Origin of the sequence: Saccharopolyspora oryzae, assembly GCF_027853915.1 — a bacterium.
Classification (GTDB): Bacteria; Actinomycetota; Actinomycetes; order Mycobacteriales; family Pseudonocardiaceae; genus Saccharopolyspora; species Saccharopolyspora oryzae.
In genome coordinates this window covers 1-15,364 of sequence record NZ_JAQGLA010000056.1, presented here as the reverse complement: position 1 = coordinate 15,364, position 15,364 = coordinate 1, and the positions used below count along the sequence as shown (strand labels likewise).

The window sequence follows — 15,364 nt, the reverse complement described above, 5'->3', positions numbered from 1 at the left end:
GCGATCAGCGCTTCCCGCGGCAGGGGGCTGCGGCGCGGGCGGTGATCCGCGCGGTCAGCTCGCCGGCGGTGCCGCCGCGGCTCAACTCGGCGGTGATGGCGGGGACGAGCCGGCGGCAGCACAGGTGCACGACGGCTTCCAGCCTGGCGTGCGTTCGGCGCCATTCGTGCGTCCGCTGCAGGTGCAGGAGAGTGCGCATCGGTTTCCCCGTCCCGTGTCAGATACCCCTGCAGGGTATCTGATTTCAGCGGGAGAAGACGCCGACTCCGTTGGCGACCGGTCGCGGCACACCGTCGGAGGGCACGTTGCGCACCGTCGCCGCGTCCTCGCCGGGTTCGCGGACCGCCACGGTCGAGGAACCGCCGCCGTCGAGGTTCATCCCGTCGACCGCGCCGAAGGACTGCAGGAGCTCGGCCGTCTCGCGCACGCTCAACCCGGTGCTGGCCGCCGAACGCCCGTCCACGGTCAGCAGGTAGGCCGTGCTGCCGTCCGCGCTGACCCCGGCCGCCGTTCGCGGAGCCAGTTCTCCGCTGTCGAGGTCGGGCAGCGGACGTCCGCCGCGCAGGATCGGGAAACCGCCGACCGCGAAGTCCAGCGGCGGCTCCTCGGCTGCCGAGAGGTGCGTCTCGACGACGACGCGATCACCGACGGCGAGCTTCTCCAGCTCGGCGGCACCGCCCTCGCGGCCCACCAGGACCACCGTTCCGGACGGGATGTCCCCGGCACCGGGCTGGTCCTGCGCGGAGGTGACCACGCCGTCGCGGACAACGACCTCTTCGGTCTGCTCGCTGCACGGCGCCGAGCGGTCGGTGTCGGTTCCGCACACCGCCCTCGCGCGCGAAACCTCGCCCCAATCCGAGTTGTAGACGCCGATGCCGTCCACCGGCAGCGCGTACTGGTTCAACCCGGAGATCTCGGCGGTTCGGCCACCGCTGCGGAGCAACCCGTCGAGTTCGAGGCTCGAGACGCGCGCCCGCCGGTCGGCGCCGACCCCGAAGACGTCCTCGGTGGAAGTCCCGGCGGGCAGCGCGGGACCGAACCGCTGGCCGTTGGGCACTGCGGCCTTGAGGTCCTCGCCGTCGGCGATCGCCGGGCCCACCGACGATCCGGTGGCCGGGATCCCTTCGTGCGACTCGCTGATGTGGAAGAAGTCGCCGTTCACGCCGGCGACCGCCCGCTGGGCGTTGGTCATGTCGGGGATCTCGTCGCGCGCGGCGACCGAGTCCGGGTGCAGCAGGTCGAGCTCCACGGTCGGAACGCTCAGGTCGGCGGTGAGCAGGTAGGCCACCACCGGACCGTGCGCTGTGGACATCTCGAACGACCGGTACGCGACGCCCGGTGCCAATTGCGTCTCGGTGCGCAGCGATTCGGTGGCTGTCGCATCCGGCGTGGAGAACAGCAACGCGCCGACCGCGACCGCGGTGCTCAACGCCTTCCGGCGCCCGAGCTCGACGAGGGCCATCATCGACCGCCTTCCTGGGATCCCGCACTCCGGTTTCGATCACCGAACCACCCGGTGGTGAACACCCGGTGTGCGAGATCCGAACTCCGCGAGAAGACGATCAGTGCGGAAAGCGGACGAACCGGCTTCTAGGCCGAAATGCGCTCCAGGAGGCGCTATTCGCGCGAACGGCGTCGCAGGTGGAGCACGCTGCCTTCGCCGTTGGCCGAGATGTAGAGCGAGCCGTCGGCTCCCGCGGCCACACCCGCGAACGGCACCGGCACGCCCGGCAGGCCGTGCTGGAACAGCGCCGGTTGCGCACGTGCCGTCCCCGGCGGCAGGCCGACGGCGAGGTCTCGGGCCTCGACGCGCCGCTCACCGGTGGCCAGGTCGATCGCGAGCAACCTGCGCCGACCCGTCTCCACGACGAACAGTTCCCCGTCGAGCACGGCGATGCCCTGCGGTGCCTCGAGCCCTTCGGCGACGAGCGCGATCCCGCAACCGTCGACCAGCGACACCGTGCCGGCCCGCTCGTCGCTCACGTAGCAGCGGTCCTGCCCGTCGACGGCGACGTCGACCGGGGAGTCCAGGTCCTCGGCCAGGACGTCCAAGGCGTCGTCCTCGGCGATGGTCACCACGCGCCCCCTGCCGGTCTCGGCCACCACGAGGCTTCCGTCCCGGCGCGCGGCGACGCCGGTGGGCCGGGACAGCTCCCGCGCGCGGGTGGTCAGCACCCGGTCGTCCGGCTCGTAGGTGCGCACGTCGCCGAACTGCGACGTGAGGTGCACCCGCCCTCGGTCGTCGGTGGCCACACCATGGCTGAACACGAGCAGCTCGCGCGTCGTCACCTGACCGTCGTCGACGTCGGCCAAGCGGTAGTTGTCCCCGGCGAACACAGTGCCGGAGCGGTGCGCCGCCACCCCGAACGGTCCGACGAGCCCGGTCGGCACCACCTCGCGCGCTCGTCCGTCCGGGGAGAGCTCCGCGATCCCGCCCGCCGCGAAGCTGGACACGAACATGCGGTTCTCGGCGTCGAAGGCGGCGTTGTCCATTCCGGACACCTCGCCCGGCACGACCGAGCGGTCGCCGGAGCCGAACAGGTCGATCCGGGTGACGATGCCCTCCTCGCCGCGAGACAGCACGGTCAGCGATCCGCCCCGGTCGAACCGGACCGCCACCGGCGCGTGCACGTCTTCGGCGACCAGTTCCGGTTCTCCGCCGTCCGGCGAGACGCGGTGCACCTCGCCGGTGATCATGTGCGGGTAGTACAGGCAGCCGTCCGGGCCGAGCTGCATCGCGTTGCCCATCGCCAGCCCTTCGGCGAGCACCACCGGTTCGGCGCCGGGGGTCACCTCGAGCACGCGACCGCCCACGCGCATCTCGTTGACGAACACGCGATCACCGACGCACGCGATGCCGTTGGGCGCCGCGACCTCGTCCGACACCAGCGTGAACGCGCCGTCCGGCGTGCGCCGCCACACCCGGCCGGGGGTGAGGTCGGTGATGTACATCGACCCGTCGGCGCCGAACGCCAGGTCGTCGGGCGACTGGACCGGGCCGTCCAGGTCCACCACCACTTCGACGTCACCGGATCCGAGGTCCACGGCGCTGATGCGGCCCGCCACGTACTGCGCGACGTAGAGCCTGCCGTCCGGTCCGAAGGCGATGCCGTTGGATCCCCACAGCGGGTTCGCCTCGGTGAGCCGTTCGATCCGCCACCGCTCGCTGCGCGGCAGCCGGCCGGATCCGCGGTAGCGGTGGTGCTCAGCTCGCATCGCCGAGCACCTCGTCGATGCCCTCGCCCTCGCGCCACTCGCGGAGCAGCCGCTGGAAGGCCGCTGGACCGGGCCCGTAGGTCATGCGGGGGCCGCGGGACACGCCCTCGTTGTTGTAGTAGCCGGGGGTGCACTCCGCCGCGAAGCGCTCCTGGTCCGGTGCGGTCGACCGGATCGTCTCCACCCAGGCCTGCTCGGCCTCCGGAGTCGGTTCGACGCACTTGGCCCCGCGGCGGCGGGCCTCGGCGACCACGGCGCCGACGTGGATCGCCTGCTCGTCGAGCACGTGCACGAAGTTCACCGAAGGAGCGTTCTGCAGCGATCCCAGGTGGAACAGGTTCGGGAAGCCGTTGCTGCAGAACCCGTGCAGCGTGCGCACACCTCCGGTGGCCCACGACTGCAGGAGCCCGATCCCGTCCCTGCCGTGCACCGGGAGCCGCCCGGTCATCGCATCGGACTTCCCGACCTCGAAACCGGTGGCGAAGATGATGCAGTCCACCTCGTACTCGGTGCCGCCGACCACGAGAGCGCGTTCGGTGATGCGCTCGACGCCACCGTGGTCCGCGGTGTCGACGAGGGTGACGTTGGGGCGGTTGAACGTCTGCAGGTACTCGTCGCTGAAGGTGGGCCGCTTGCAGCCGTAGCGGTACCAGGGCTTGAGGCGCTCCGCGGTCTCCGGGTCGTCGACGACCTCGTCGACGCGGCTGCGCAACTGGTTCATCTTCTGGAAGTCGAGGATCTCCTCGATCCGCTCCCACTCCTCGCGCGGCAGGTGCGCGTGGGCGTCGGTGGCGATGATCTTGCCCAGCACGTGCCCGCTGCTGGTCCAGGCGTCGGCCACCAGGTCCTCGGACACCTCGTGCCCGGTGACCGCGGCCTGGAAGTTCTCCCGGCGCCGGGAGTGCCAGCCCGGTTCCAGGGAAGCTGCCCACTCCGGGTCGGTGCGCCGGTTGCCGCGCACGTCCACAGAGGACGGTGTGCGCTGGAAGACGTAGAGGTGCTCGGCGTCGCGGCCCACGTGCGGCACGACCTGGACGGCCGTGGCGCCGGTGCCGATCACCGCGACGCGCTTGTCGGCGAGTCCGGTGAGACCGCCGCCCGGCCCGCCTCCGGTGTAGCCGTAGTCCCAGCGGCTGGTGTGGAAGGTGTGCCCGGTGAAGGACTCGATGCCGGGGATGCCCGGCAGCTTCGGGTGGTCCAGGGTCCCGTTGGACACCACCACGTACGTCGCCCGCATCTCGTCGCCGCGGTCGGTGCGCACGATCCACTCGCCGTCGTCCCAGCGCAGCTCGCGCACCGCGGTCTGGAAGCACGCGTCGCGGTAGAGGTCGAAGGTGCGGCCGATCGCCATCGCGTGCTGGCGGATCTCCTCGCCCGGCGCGTACTTCCACTCGGGGACGTGGCCCACCTCCTCCAGCAGCGGGAGGTAGACGTAGGACTCGATGTCGCAGTGGATGCCCGGGTAGCGGTTCCAGTACCAGGTGCCGCCGAAGTCGCCGCCCTTCTCGACGATCCGGATCCGCTCGAGCCCGGCCTGGCGCAACCGCGCACCGGCCAGCAGACCGCCGAAGCCGCCGCCGATCACCACGGCGTCCACCTGGTCGTGGATCGGGTCCCTGGTGAATCCGGGTTCCGCGTGGGGATCTTCGGCGTAGTAGCCGAACCGGCCCTCGGCGCGCTGGTACTGCTGGCTGCCGTCCGGGCGGACCCGGCGCTGGCGTTCCGCGCGGTACCGCTCGCGCAGGGCGTCGGGGTCGAACTCGAGTTCCTCGGGGACCTGCGGCGGGAGCGTCGGCATGCTGACCCTTCTCGCATCGGTGGCGCTGGCCGCAGCGCTGCGGCATTTTTAAATCAACTGACTGATTTAAAACGCTACCAGCGATGTCCGGACGTCCGTCAACGCAGGTGTCACTTGTGCTGGGTTCGTCGGATCAGCACTGCTCACATGGTGTCCACTGCGGACTCGCGGTGGGTCAGCCGCGATGTTCGGCGGTCACGACGTCCTCGAGCGGACGTCGTGGCGTGGCCGGGACGGGGGATCCGTAGCCGATGCGCAGCACGATCTGCGGCCACAGGCCGCACCCGAGGAGTTCGCGCAGTTCGCGGCGGGTGTCCGGGACCTCCACCACCTGCGAGAGGAACGAGCTGGCCAGCCCGTTCGCCGTCGCGGTCAGGAGAACCCGCTGCATGGCCATCCCCGCCTGCAACTGCGCGTGCCGGGAATCCTGGAACGAGCCCAGGACGCAGATCAGCGGCTCGGGCTCGAAGTCCTTGCCCGCGACGCGGGTGCGGGAGTTGCCGCCGCTGAAGTCCCGCACCACGAACTCGTCCTGGGGTTCGGGCGTGGGGCCGCTGGTCCGGGCGGGAACTCCGTCGCGCTCGTGGTCGGAGCGTCCGGTCCAGTGCTGCCACTCGGCCACGAACTCCGGGTCGTCGAGCTGCGCTTGGTGCGCCTTCCGGCTCAGCGCGCTCAGCACGGATCGTTGCGAGCGGTCCAGGACGGCGAGCCACCCGCGCTCGGCCTCGGCCGCCTGCCGGAGGTGCTCCTGCAGCACGGTCGGAACGAGATCTTCGCGGAACGGCTTGCGGTTGGTCCGGCGCTTCGGGATCGCCGCCGCGAGCTCCCGTTCGGCCGGTGTGGCAGGTCGTCGCGCGCACGCGCGCACGGCCGCCAGCAGGGTCGGGCGTTCGTGCTCGGGGAATTGCCGGACGTCCGGCACGGCTCCGAAGGAGCGGATGGCCAGCCGCAGGTTCAGCAGGGCCGCACCGCAGGCCAGCACGAGCTCGCGGTGATCCGGGTCGGCGGCCTTCAGCGCGCGGTCGGGATCGGCGTGCAGCTCGATCGCGTTCGGCGTGCAGCGGAACCGCCAGGGCTGGGTGTTGTGCAGCGATGGAGCGGCGGTGGCCGCGATCAGGACCTCGCGGACCTCGTCGACGGTCAGGCTGCCCACTGCCGTGATGCTCGCGTTCATCGTGACCCCTCCGTCGCCCCGATGCTCTTCCAGCCTGTTGGTGCACCGGCGGATCAGGTAGAGCCGATGGTCACCATCCCAGTGGGTGACGAAGTGCTCTGACGTCGGGGTCCAGAGGTGGCGCAGTCTGGAGGTCGGGCCTGGAGGAGGGGGAGCGTCATGTCCGGAACCAGCAGCGGCGCGGTCGTGGTGGGGTTCGACCTGTCGGAGTCGTCACGGCGGGCAGTGCGGTGGGCGGCCCGGGAATCCGCCGGCCGGGGCCGGTCGCTGCTGCTGGTGCATGTGCTGACCTGGCCGTTCGAGGAACACGCCGCGATCAGGGTGCCGGGGGAGGGCAACGTGGTGGAGCCCCTCCAGCAGGCGCTGCGGCGCGAGCTCGCCGGACTCGTCGAGGAGTGCCACGAGGTCGACCCCCGCATGGAGGTGCGCAGCGAACTGCCGTTCGGCGATCCGGTCCAGGTGCTCGCCGCGATGGCCGTCGACGCCGAGCTGCTGGTGCTCGGCGGGCCGCAGCTGGAAGCGGCGGTCGGCCTGGGCGCGACCTCGGCGGAACTGCTGGCCACGCGCGGTGGCTCCCCGGTCGTGGTGGTCCGCGACGGCCGCGACATCGCGGAGTCGGCGCCGGTGGTGGTGGGCGTGGACGGTTCGGCCACCAGCCGCGCCGCGATCGGCTTCGCCTTCGACTTCGCCTCCCGGAACCGCTGCGACCTGGTGGGCGTGCACGCGTGGAGCGATCTGCCGCTGGATCCGTTCTCGTGGGTGGGCAAGTGGGAACTGCCGTGGTCGGAGGTCCGCGAGGACGCCGAGGGGCTGGTCGCGGAATCGCTGGCGGGCTGGGGCGAGCGGTACCCGGACGTCAAGGTCCGGCGCGTGGTCACCCCGGAGAAGCCCCGGCAGGCGCTGCTGCGCGAAGCCGAGCAGGCTTCGCTGCTGGTCGTGGGCAGCCACGGCCGCGGTCGCGTCCGGCGCAGCCTGCTCGGTTCGGTGAGCCACGCGGTGGTCAACCGCGCGCCCTGCCCGGTCGCGGTCCTGCGCGCGGCCTGATCGTCCACTGTGGAGTTGTGAGCGGACCGGTCAGCTCACGGCCAGGAACATCACGCCCATCCCCGCCGCCATCGCGGCGTGGCAGGTCGCTTCGTAGGCGGCCTCGCGCTGCGGTCGGGTCTTGGCCTTCCGGCCGATGTCCACCGCAGTCGACAGCCAGGGCAGCGACGTCAGGACGAAGTAGACGCCGAGCAGCGCGAACACCACGGCGATCCCGTTCTCCTGCGCCGGATCCGGTGCCGAAGCCAGGATCCCGGAACCCATCGAGTGGTGGTGGACGTCCTCGGAACCGGTTTCCCCGTGCGACAACAGCGACGGCATCGCGGTCAGCATCCAGCACATCGCGAGCGCCATCACCGCGTGGTGCGCGTCCTGCCAGCGGCGATGACCGGTGCACCCGACGAGATCGGTGGTCAGCGCCAGGAACCACACGGCCATGACCGCGAACAGCACGAGTTGCGGGGTGGCGGGGATCGCCATGCCCCACGGCCAGCACATCGCGACCATCGCCGCGCTCATGACCACGTGCCAAGCGGCGTTGATCCGCACCGCGGGACTGCCGGGAACGTCCCGGTCCTGATCGGTGAGCCGGCCGGAGAGCGGTGAGATCGGTTCCGCCCGGATGATCCGGTGCAGGCCCCAGAGCGCGGAGGCGGTGAACAGGACGGTCAGGATCCAGCGGAGCAGCAGTGATTCGACCACGGTCAGACTCCCGTCGTGCGGCGGGCGCCGAGTGCGACGTCGACGACCAGGAACAGCAGCAGCGAAGCGCCCAGCAGCGGCAACGCGTACGCGATGAACGCGGCGGCGAGGATGATCGGCGCCAGCACCCGGCCGGGCACGCGCCGCCACGCCCCGCGCTCCGGCGGTGAGCCGAAACCGCGGGTCGGCCTGCGCAGCCACCACATCCGGTAACCCAGGGCCACCATGCTGATCAGCCCGATCGCCAGCGCTGCGAGCACGAGCTGGTTCGGCAACCCGAACAGCAGCCCCATGTGCGCGTCGACGCCCCAGCGGGCGAGCTTGGCCATCAGCGGGAAGTCGGCGAAGCGCAGCTCCGACACGACCTGCCCGGTTCCCGGGTCCACCGCGACCGAGTCCAGCTGCGTCGGCCAGTGCCGCTCGGTCTGCGTGACCGTGTATGCGCCGTCGCCGGGCGCGGTGATCTCCACCGGGCCGGCCACACCGCGCTCGATCGCAGCAGCGTGCACGCGGTCGAAGCCGACATCGCCGGTGGCCGGACTTGGCAGATCGGTGGACACCCCCGGCGCCTCCCACGACAGCGCCGAGCGCAGCTGGCTGACGTTCTCACCTGCGAAGAGCGACCAGGTCAGGCCGGTCGCGGACAGGAACAGCAAGCCCGCGCACGCCCACAAACCCACCGAACCGTGCCAGGACAGGACTCGTCGCCGGCCCTCGCCGCGGAGTCGGGGAGCGACCAGCGAGCGGGCGTTGTTCCGCTTGCGCCGCAACCACATCAGCAGCCCGCCCAGCGCGATGACCCACAGCCAGCTGGCGGCCAGCTCGCTGTAGATCCGGCCGACGTCACCGACGTGCAGGCTGCGGTGCAGCTCGTCGATCCAGGTGCGCACCGGCAGCGCCTGGCTGCTGCCGTAGGTGTCCAGCACCCCGCGGACCTCGGAGGTGTGCGGATCGACGAACACCGTGCGGCGGTAGCTGTCGGACGGCGCGTCGGGTGCGTTGAAGATCACCTGGGTGGTGTCGGTGGGCGTCGGTGCCGGGCGCACGGCGTTGAGCTCGGCGCCGGGAAGCGCGTCGCGCGCGGCATCGACCTGGGCCGCCAGCGACTGCGTGGTCGGGCTCGGTGGCACGTGCAGCTCGTGGTCGTAGACGGCTTGCTCCAGCTGTGGCGTGAAGATGTAGAGCAGCCCGGTGAGCGCGGCCACCAGCAGGAACGGACCGACGAAGACCCCGGCGTAGAAGTGCAGGCGCCGCACCAGCGGTCTCAGGGCGGGCCACCACGGCTCGTCCGAGCGCTGCGGTGGTTCCGCCGTTTCCCGAACGGTGGACTCCTCGACTGGCATGCTGCTCCTCGCCCTGATCGGCATCGTCGGATCAGCAGTCGCGCCAGGGGGCGTCGCGGTTCCCGGCGATCCGGCGCAACACCCGAAACGAGTAGCCGCTTGCCGGGCGGGAAAGCCTGCTGCGCAAGCATTCTCGTGCGCCTGATCCGCCGGTAACGTGCGTGATCATGAGCAACTCCGCGGTCGAGGACGCTCGACTGACCGATCTGGCCCTGGCGGCAGGGCGTGGTGACCGGGCCGCGCTGGAGGCGTTCGTGCGTGCCACGCAACGAGACGTGTGGCGCTTCCTGGCGCACCTCGCCACCCCCAGCAGCGCCGACGACCTGGCCCAGGAGACGTACTTGCGCGCCCTGCGCAGCCTGCCCCGCTTCGAAGGACGTTCCTCGGCGCGGACCTGGCTGCTCGCGATCGCCCGGCGGGTGGCCGTCGACCAGGTGCGCTACGAGCGCGCGCGGCCGGTGTCCCCGGTCGACGCCTCGGCGGTGGAACGTCCGCAGCGGGGCAGGTTCGAGGAGATCGTCGAGCTCAACGTCATGCTCGACGGCCTGGACCCGGAACGCCGGGAAGCGCTGCTGCTCACCCAGGTGCTGGGGCTTTCCTACCAGGAGACCGCCGAGGTGTGCGGCTGTCCGATCGGTACTGTGCGCTCCAGGGTCGCGCGGGCGCGGGAGGACCTGCTGGGGGATCGCCTTCGGCGGTCCGAAGAAATCGGGTGAGACCGGGAACTACGGGAACGCGGGCGACGACTGGATGGACGTGGACTGTTCGCACTTTCGCGAGGGGATCTCGGCGCGGCTGGACGGCGAGGAGCCGCAGATCTCCGCGGCGGAGCTCGACGAGCACCTGGCAGCCTGCGCGGGATGCCGGGAGTGGCAGCGCGGTGTCGTCGACCTGACCAGGCGGCTGCGCATCCGCCCGGCCGAACCGGTTCCAGACCTGGTCAGCGGGGTGCTGGCGGCGCAGCCGCACCGGCGGCGCTGGCCGCGGCTGCTGCTCGGATGCGTGGCGGTGTGCCAGCTGCTGCTCGGGTTGGTGCAGGCGACCGGCCTGGTCGCGCTCGGCCACGGCGATCACGGCGAGTCGATGGGCGCGCACCTGTTCAACGAGAGTACGGCCTGGAACGTGGCGCTGGGCGTGGGTCTGCTGCTGAGCGCGGTCAGGCCGCGGACGGTTTCGGGCCTGCTGCCGGTGCTTTCGGCCTTCCTGGTGGTGCTGACCGGGTTCAGCGTCGTGGACCTGATCAACGATGCGGTCCCCGCGGCGCGACTGCTCTCGCACGGCTTCCTGGTCGCGGGGCTGGTGCTGCTGGTCTTGGTGCGCCACGACCAGCGCGGTGCTCCGAGACCCGGTGCTGCGGAGTCGCCCGGCCAGCGCGCGAGCGCCGGTGGAACGGCCGAGCCGCCGGACCAGGACGACGAATCGGAGCGTCACCACCTGCGTCCGGTCAGTCACCATGCTGCGTGAGATGCGCCATTCGGCCCAGCGCGGGTGGATCGGGACTTGATCTGGCGCGCCGGGTTGGGCAAGCTGTGCGGCGCAGAACGGGCGAGTCGGGGTCCGGCGTGGTGGCCGGAATGCGTCCGGTGGAGACCAGCTCGCCTGGAGGCACACCGATGCTCACCCCCGACGACGTGCTCGACGTTGTCTTCGCCAGGGCATGGCGGCGCGAACGCGGCTACGACGAAGCCGAGGTCGATGCCTTCCTGAAGCGAGTCGTGGCGACGTTGCGCGGAAAGCAGGCGGTGACCGCGCGCGATGTGCTGACCGTCGAGTTCAGCCCGCGCAAGCGCGGCGGCCGCGCCTACAAGAGGACGCAGGTCGACGCCTTCCTGGACAAGGTCGCGCTCACCCTGATGAAGCGCGAGGTCCGGGCGTCGCAGAGGGCGGAGCGAACCGCGCAGCGGACGCGGCGCACCGAGCTCGCGGAGCCGTCGCAACCCGAGATCGTGCGGCGCGCCGAGCTGGTCCCGCCGAAGACCGAGATCGTGCGGCGCAGCGAGGCGTCGGCCGAGCCGAAGCCGACCGATCTGGTGCCTCACGCGGGCTTCGACCAGGCCGGACCGCAGCAGGCCGCGGTGGACAAGGCGGAGGTGGACGCGTTCGTGGACCGCGTCTCGGCGACCTTGCGCGGAGAGGACACCTTGACCGCGCAGGACCTGCTGACCGCCCGGTTCAACCCGCCGCAGCCGGGCCACCCCGGATACCAGGAGGCCAGCGTGGTCGCGTTCCTGGTGATGGTGTCGACCAGCATCAAGCACCTGTCGCCGCGCAATCGCGCGATTCCCGCGCAGCGGATGCCGATCGCCCAAGCCTTCCGCCGGGTGCGCGACACGCCCAAGCTGACCGCGGAAGCGATCAGCGGTGTGGTGCTCAACGAAGCCCCGCCGGGGGAGCAGGGCTACGACGTCGACCAGGTCGACGACCTGCTCGACCGCGTGTCGGCCACCCTGCGAGGCGCCGACGCGATCGCCGCCGCCGACGTGCGCTTCGCGCAGTTCCGCGAGGTCGACGCGGGCGGCTACGACCCGGACGAGGTCGACCTGCTGCTCGACCTGATCGCCGAACACCTCGACGCCGTCCCGGCGCCGGACCACGCTTAGCCCGCGTCGACCAGCCGCTCCAGCGCGTCGAATGCTTGCGCGGCAAGGGGTTCGAGCGCTTCGGCGATCTCATCGGTCGCCTGCCCGGCGACCGTGCGCCGCTGCACTTCGCCGACCAGCGTCCGGTGCACGGCGATGACGTGCGCGGCGGTGATCGCGGCGGTGAACTCGTCGAACTCGCGCGCCAGCACGGCCGCCAGGGCGGTTTCCCGCTCCTCGTGGATCTCCCGCAACCGGGCCAGCAGCGTCGGGCTCCCGGCGATCAGCCGCGCGAAGTCCTGGCCGGAGAAGCCGAGCATCGCATCGCGCTGCGCCAGGTCCTCGAAGTAGGTGCGCCGCAGCGCCGCCAGCGGTGATTCGCCGGCGTCGCGGCCCGCGACGACCTCGCCGAGGCGGGCGATGAACTCCTCGTGGATGTCGAGGACGAGGTCTTCCTTGCGCGGGAAGTGGTTGGTGACGGTCATCTTGGCCACCCCGGCAGCGGTGGCCACCTGCGCGATCGTCACGTCGTCGAAGCCGCGCGCGACGAACAGCCGGGTGGCGATGTCGGAGATCTCCTGCCGCGTCTGCCGCTTGCGCCGATCCCGCAATCCCGTCGTGCTCATGCTCGTCAGTTTAGACCAGACCTAAAAATTAGGCTTGACCTAAAAACTAGGTCGGACCTAAGTTCATGGTCGAGCTGAGGAGGTGACCATGACGGCTTCGACCGGCGTCCGCGCGGCGCGATCGGCCGAGCAGACCGACGCCGAGCTGCGGCGCACGGCGGGGATCCTGCTGTGCGCGGCGGTCCTGGCAGGGCTGGACGCGACGATCGTCAACGTCGGCATCGACGCGGTGGCCAACGACCTGGGTGCGCCGCTGAGCACCGTCCAGTGGGTGATGACGGGCTACCTGCTCGCGGTGTCCGTGGTGATGCCGATGACGGGTTGGGCGTCGGAGCGGTTCGGCGCCAAGCGGATGTGGCTGCTGTCCGTGGCGCTGTTCGTCGGCGGCTCAGCGCTGTGCGGACTCGCGCAGTCCGCCGCGGCGCTGATCGCGTTCCGCGTGGTGCAGGGCATCGGGGGCGGGATGATGCAGCCCATCGGCCAGGCGATGGTGGCGCAGGCGGCCGGCCCGTCGCGGATGGGGCGGATCATGGCCGTGAGCTCGGTGCCGGTGATGTTCGCGCCGGTCCTGGGCCCCGTGCTCGGCGGTGTGATCGTGCAGGGCCTGGACTGGCGGTGGATGTTCCTGGTCAACCTGCCGATCGGCGCGGTCGTGCTGATGATCGCGGTGCGGTCGCTGCCGTCGATCGGCGCCCGCTCCCCGCAGAACCGGCTGGACCTGCGCGGTCTCGTGCTGATCTCGCCAGGGCTGGCCGCGGTGGTCTACGGGTTCACCGCGGCAGGGGAGGCGCGCGGCTTCGCCGAACCCGGCGCGTTCGCGCCGCTTCTGCTCGGTGCGGCGCTGCTGGCGACCTACGCGGTCCACGCGCTGCGCGGTGATGCGACGCCGCTGATCGATCTGAGGTTGTTCGCCCGGCGCGGATTCGCCGCTGCGACCAGCAATTCGTTCCTGCTCGGCGCATCCCTGTACAGCTCGATGCTGCTGATCCCGCTGTACTACCAGCAGGTCCAGCAGGTCAGCGCGCTGGACGCCGGGTTGCTCCTGGCGCCGCAGGCGTTGGGCACCGCGATCACCACCTACCTGGCGGGACGGTTGGCCGACCGGATCGGCCCGCGCCCGCTGCTGGTCACCGGGATCGTCGTGTCGCTGGCGGGAACCTTCGCCTTCACCCAGCTCGCCACCCAGCCGCCGGTCTGGCTGCTGGTCGCTTCCCTGGTGGTGCGCGGCATCGGGATGGGCCTGACGATGGCGCCCGGCATGGCCGCGGTCTACCGGAGCGTCGCCCGGCACGAGGCGCCGCGGGCCGCGAGCGCGTTGAACGTGCTCAACCGCATCGGCGGCTCGCTCGGCACGGCTGTGCTGGTCGTCGTGCTGCAGAACGGTGATCCGGACCCGGCGGTGGCGTTCGGCACCACGTTCTGGTGGGCGTCGGGCATCACCGCGCTGAGCCTCGTCCCCGCATTCCTGTTCCCGTCCCGGCAGAAGGAAACGGCATGACCCTGCGCTTGATGAGCGTGCACGCCCACCCCGACGACGAGTCCAGCAAGGGGGCGGCCACGCTGGCCCGCTACGCGGCGGAAGGGGTGGAGGTCCTGGTCGTCACCTGCACCGGTGGCGAACGCGGCGATGTGCTCAACGCGGCGGTGGACCGGCCGGAGGTCCGGGACGACCTCGCCGGGGTCCGAAGGCAGGAGATGGCCGCCGCTGCCGAGATCCTCGGCGTGCGGCAGCGATTCCTCGGGTTCGTGGACTCCGGCTTGCCTGCGGACGGAGATCCGCTGCCGGAGGGCTGCTTCGCCCTGGCGCCTCTGGACGAGGCGGCTGGAGCTCTGGTCTCGGTGATCCGCGAGTTCCGGCCGCACGTGGTCATCACCTACGACGAGTCCGGCGGCTACCCGCACCCGGACCACATCAGGACCCACGTCGTCACCGTCGAGGCCTTCGACGCGGCGGGCGATCCGCGGCGGTACCCGGAGGCCGGGCGCGCGTGGCAACCGCTCAAGCTCTACTACCAGGCCGCGTTGTCGCGGAGGTGGTTCCAGGCCCTGCACGAGGCGATGCTGGACCGCGGCGTCCCCTCGCTGATCGGGCCGGTGCTCGACGAATGGCCGGACGACGCACCGGAACTCGAGGTCACCACCCGCGTGCACTGCCCCGAGCACTTCGCCACCAGGGACCGGGCCGCGCTCGCGCACGCCACGCAGATGGGACCGGACAGCCCGTTCTTCGCCCACCCCAGGGAGATCGAGCGCGAGGTCTGGCCGACCGAGGACTACCACCTCGCCAGGTCGGAGGTGCCCACCACCGTCCCGGAGGACGACCTCTTCGCCGGTGTCCCGGAGTCGGTCAGATCCAGGCCATCTTGAGCTCGCGCTGGAAGTTGACGTACCCGGCGCGGCGGAAGGCGTTCGCCATCGGCGTGTTGCCGAGGTCCGTGGCGGCCCGGATGCGGGGGACGTCCTGCTCGGCGAGCACGCGGGTGCCCTCGGCGAGGACGTCGTCGATGTAGCCGTTGCCGCGGTGGGCGGGCAGGACCGCGATGTAGGCGATCGAGGCGTTGTAGCCGTTGTGCGTCGGGAGGACGAATCCCACCGGCTCACCACCGGGCAGCGTCGCGACCCGCCACCACTCCCGAGGGCTGGTGCAGCGGGCGAACTCGTTCTCGTACTGCTCGGCGGCTGCTTCGCGGGCCGGCATCCGGGTCAGGTCGTCGCGGGAATGCGCGTCCAGGGTTCCGTCCAGGACAGCGGTCATCAGCCCGTTCTTCGCCCACCCCAGGGAGATCGAGCGCGAGGTCTGGCCGACCGAGGACTACCACCTCGCCAGGTCGGAGGTGCCCACCACCGTCCCGGAGGACGACCTCTTCGCCGGTGTCCCGGAG

Annotated in this window: 15 protein-coding genes and 1 pseudogene; 7 read left to right on the top strand and 9 right to left on the bottom strand. The window is 71.3% G+C overall.

Going from position 1 to position 15,364, the window contains the following annotated elements:
* Window positions 1-4 precede the first annotated feature (4 nt).
* The 5 genes from OU415_RS26165 to OU415_RS26145 all read right to left on the bottom strand — a co-directional run bounded on the left by OU415_RS26165 (window position 5) and on the right by OU415_RS26145 (window position 6,188).
* Window positions 5-199: a hypothetical protein gene (locus OU415_RS26165; RefSeq protein WP_270951890.1), complete on the bottom strand. Its 195-nt coding sequence runs from the start codon at window positions 197-199 to the stop codon at window positions 5-7.
* Window positions 200-244: 45 nt separating this feature from the next.
* Complete coding sequence (locus OU415_RS26160; protein WP_270951888.1) at window positions 245-1,465, bottom strand: phosphodiester glycosidase family protein; 1,221 nt, start codon at window positions 1,463-1,465, stop codon at window positions 245-247.
* A gap of 152 nt (window positions 1,466-1,617) precedes the next feature.
* Window positions 1,618-3,216 carry a virginiamycin B lyase family protein gene (locus OU415_RS26155; RefSeq protein ID WP_270951887.1) on the bottom strand — a complete coding sequence of 533 codons (1,599 nt, stop codon included), beginning with the start codon at window positions 3,214-3,216 and terminating at the stop codon, window positions 1,618-1,620.
* Window positions 3,206-5,014 carry a flavin-containing monooxygenase gene (locus OU415_RS26150; protein WP_270951885.1) on the bottom strand — a complete coding sequence of 603 codons (1,809 nt, stop codon included), beginning with the start codon at window positions 5,012-5,014 and terminating at the stop codon, window positions 3,206-3,208. The genes OU415_RS26155 and OU415_RS26150 overlap by 11 nt, the downstream gene beginning before the upstream one ends.
* A gap of 175 nt (window positions 5,015-5,189) precedes the next feature.
* The gene (locus OU415_RS26145) at window positions 5,190-6,188 is read right to left on the bottom strand and encodes an Acg family FMN-binding oxidoreductase (RefSeq protein WP_270951883.1); all 999 of its coding nucleotides are present in this window, start codon (window positions 6,186-6,188) and stop codon (window positions 5,190-5,192) included.
* A 159-nt stretch (window positions 6,189-6,347) separates the two neighbouring features.
* Here OU415_RS26145 and OU415_RS26140 point away from each other — a divergent pair, with 159 nt between their 5' ends.
* Complete coding sequence (locus OU415_RS26140; protein WP_270951881.1) at window positions 6,348-7,232, top strand: universal stress protein; 885 nt, start codon at window positions 6,348-6,350, stop codon at window positions 7,230-7,232.
* Window positions 7,233-7,262: 30 nt separating this feature from the next.
* Here OU415_RS26140 and OU415_RS26135 read toward each other — a convergent pair whose 3' ends face one another.
* Together OU415_RS26135 and OU415_RS26130 are read right to left on the bottom strand one after the other, a co-directional pair.
* The gene (locus tag OU415_RS26135; protein WP_270951880.1) at window positions 7,263-7,934 is read right to left on the bottom strand and encodes a DUF5134 domain-containing protein; all 672 of its coding nucleotides are present in this window, start codon (window positions 7,932-7,934) and stop codon (window positions 7,263-7,265) included.
* A 2-nt stretch (window positions 7,935-7,936) separates the two neighbouring features.
* Window positions 7,937-9,277 carry a PepSY-associated TM helix domain-containing protein gene (locus tag OU415_RS26130; protein WP_270951879.1) on the bottom strand — a complete coding sequence of 447 codons (1,341 nt, stop codon included), beginning with the start codon at window positions 9,275-9,277 and terminating at the stop codon, window positions 7,937-7,939.
* Between the two features lie 167 nt (window positions 9,278-9,444).
* On the opposite strand from OU415_RS26130, the gene OU415_RS26125 reads away from it, so the two are divergent.
* The 3 genes from OU415_RS26125 (at window position 9,445) to OU415_RS26115 (ending at window position 11,877) form a co-directional block, all read left to right on the top strand.
* Window positions 9,445-9,993, top strand: a complete 549-nt coding sequence (locus tag OU415_RS26125; RefSeq protein ID WP_270951877.1) for a sigma-70 family RNA polymerase sigma factor — start codon at window positions 9,445-9,447, stop codon at window positions 9,991-9,993.
* Between the two features lie 40 nt (window positions 9,994-10,033).
* Window positions 10,034-10,741: a zf-HC2 domain-containing protein gene (locus OU415_RS26120; protein ID WP_270951876.1), complete on the top strand. Its 708-nt coding sequence runs from the start codon at window positions 10,034-10,036 to the stop codon at window positions 10,739-10,741.
* Window positions 10,742-10,890: 149 nt separating this feature from the next.
* The gene (locus tag OU415_RS26115; protein WP_270951875.1) at window positions 10,891-11,877 is read left to right on the top strand and encodes a DivIVA domain-containing protein; all 987 of its coding nucleotides are present in this window, start codon (window positions 10,891-10,893) and stop codon (window positions 11,875-11,877) included.
* Here the strand turns inward: OU415_RS26115 and OU415_RS26110 are convergent.
* A complete protein-coding gene (locus tag OU415_RS26110) occupies window positions 11,874-12,482 on the bottom strand; it encodes a TetR/AcrR family transcriptional regulator (RefSeq protein WP_270951874.1) in 609 nt (202 codons plus the stop codon). The genes OU415_RS26115 and OU415_RS26110 overlap by 4 nt on opposite strands.
* 88 nt (window positions 12,483-12,570) lie before the next feature.
* Between OU415_RS26110 and OU415_RS26105 the strand changes: the two genes are divergently transcribed.
* Together OU415_RS26105 and mca are read left to right on the top strand one after the other, a co-directional pair.
* Window positions 12,571-13,980 carry a DHA2 family efflux MFS transporter permease subunit gene (locus OU415_RS26105; protein ID WP_270951873.1) on the top strand — a complete coding sequence of 470 codons (1,410 nt, stop codon included), beginning with the start codon at window positions 12,571-12,573 and terminating at the stop codon, window positions 13,978-13,980.
* On the top strand, window positions 13,977-14,849 hold the full coding sequence (gene mca / locus OU415_RS26100) for a mycothiol conjugate amidase Mca (protein ID WP_270951872.1): 873 nt from the start codon (window positions 13,977-13,979) through the stop codon (window positions 14,847-14,849). The genes OU415_RS26105 and mca overlap by 4 nt, the downstream gene beginning before the upstream one ends.
* On the opposite strand, the gene OU415_RS26095 is transcribed toward mca, so the two are convergent.
* Complete coding sequence (locus tag OU415_RS26095; RefSeq protein ID WP_270951871.1) at window positions 14,830-15,237, bottom strand: GNAT family N-acetyltransferase; 408 nt, start codon at window positions 15,235-15,237, stop codon at window positions 14,830-14,832. The genes mca and OU415_RS26095 overlap by 20 nt on opposite strands.
* A gap of 1 nt (window position 15,238) precedes the next feature.
* On the opposite strand from OU415_RS26095, the pseudogene OU415_RS26090 reads away from it, so the two are divergent.
* Window positions 15,239-15,364 (top strand): annotated as a pseudogene (locus OU415_RS26090) (mycothiol conjugate amidase Mca); the annotation flags it as partial.

Coding starts and splice junctions, on each gene's coding strand:
- OU415_RS26160 (WP_270951888.1), bottom strand. CDS start 1,465: ATGATGGCCCTCGTCGAGCTCGGGCGCCGGAAGGCGTTGAGCACCGCG.
- OU415_RS26095 (WP_270951871.1), bottom strand. CDS start 15,237: ATGACCGCTGTCCTGGACGGAACCCTGGACGCGCATTCCCGCGACGAC.
- OU415_RS26105 (WP_270951873.1), top strand. CDS start 12,571: ATGACGGCTTCGACCGGCGTCCGCGCGGCGCGATCGGCCGAGCAGACC.
- OU415_RS26150 (WP_270951885.1), bottom strand. CDS start 5,014: ATGCCGACGCTCCCGCCGCAGGTCCCCGAGGAACTCGAGTTCGACCCC.
- mca (WP_270951872.1), top strand. CDS start 13,977: ATGACCCTGCGCTTGATGAGCGTGCACGCCCACCCCGACGACGAGTCC.
- OU415_RS26125 (WP_270951877.1), top strand. CDS start 9,445: ATGAGCAACTCCGCGGTCGAGGACGCTCGACTGACCGATCTGGCCCTG.
- OU415_RS26145 (WP_270951883.1), bottom strand. CDS start 6,188: ATGAACGCGAGCATCACGGCAGTGGGCAGCCTGACCGTCGACGAGGTC.
- OU415_RS26115 (WP_270951875.1), top strand. CDS start 10,891: ATGCTCACCCCCGACGACGTGCTCGACGTTGTCTTCGCCAGGGCATGG.
- OU415_RS26130 (WP_270951879.1), bottom strand. CDS start 9,277: ATGCCAGTCGAGGAGTCCACCGTTCGGGAAACGGCGGAACCACCGCAG.
- OU415_RS26140 (WP_270951881.1), top strand. CDS start 6,348: ATGTCCGGAACCAGCAGCGGCGCGGTCGTGGTGGGGTTCGACCTGTCG.
- OU415_RS26155 (WP_270951887.1), bottom strand. CDS start 3,216: ATGCGAGCTGAGCACCACCGCTACCGCGGATCCGGCCGGCTGCCGCGC.
- OU415_RS26110 (WP_270951874.1), bottom strand. CDS start 12,482: ATGAGCACGACGGGATTGCGGGATCGGCGCAAGCGGCAGACGCGGCAG.
- OU415_RS26165 (WP_270951890.1), bottom strand. CDS start 199: ATGCGCACTCTCCTGCACCTGCAGCGGACGCACGAATGGCGCCGAACG.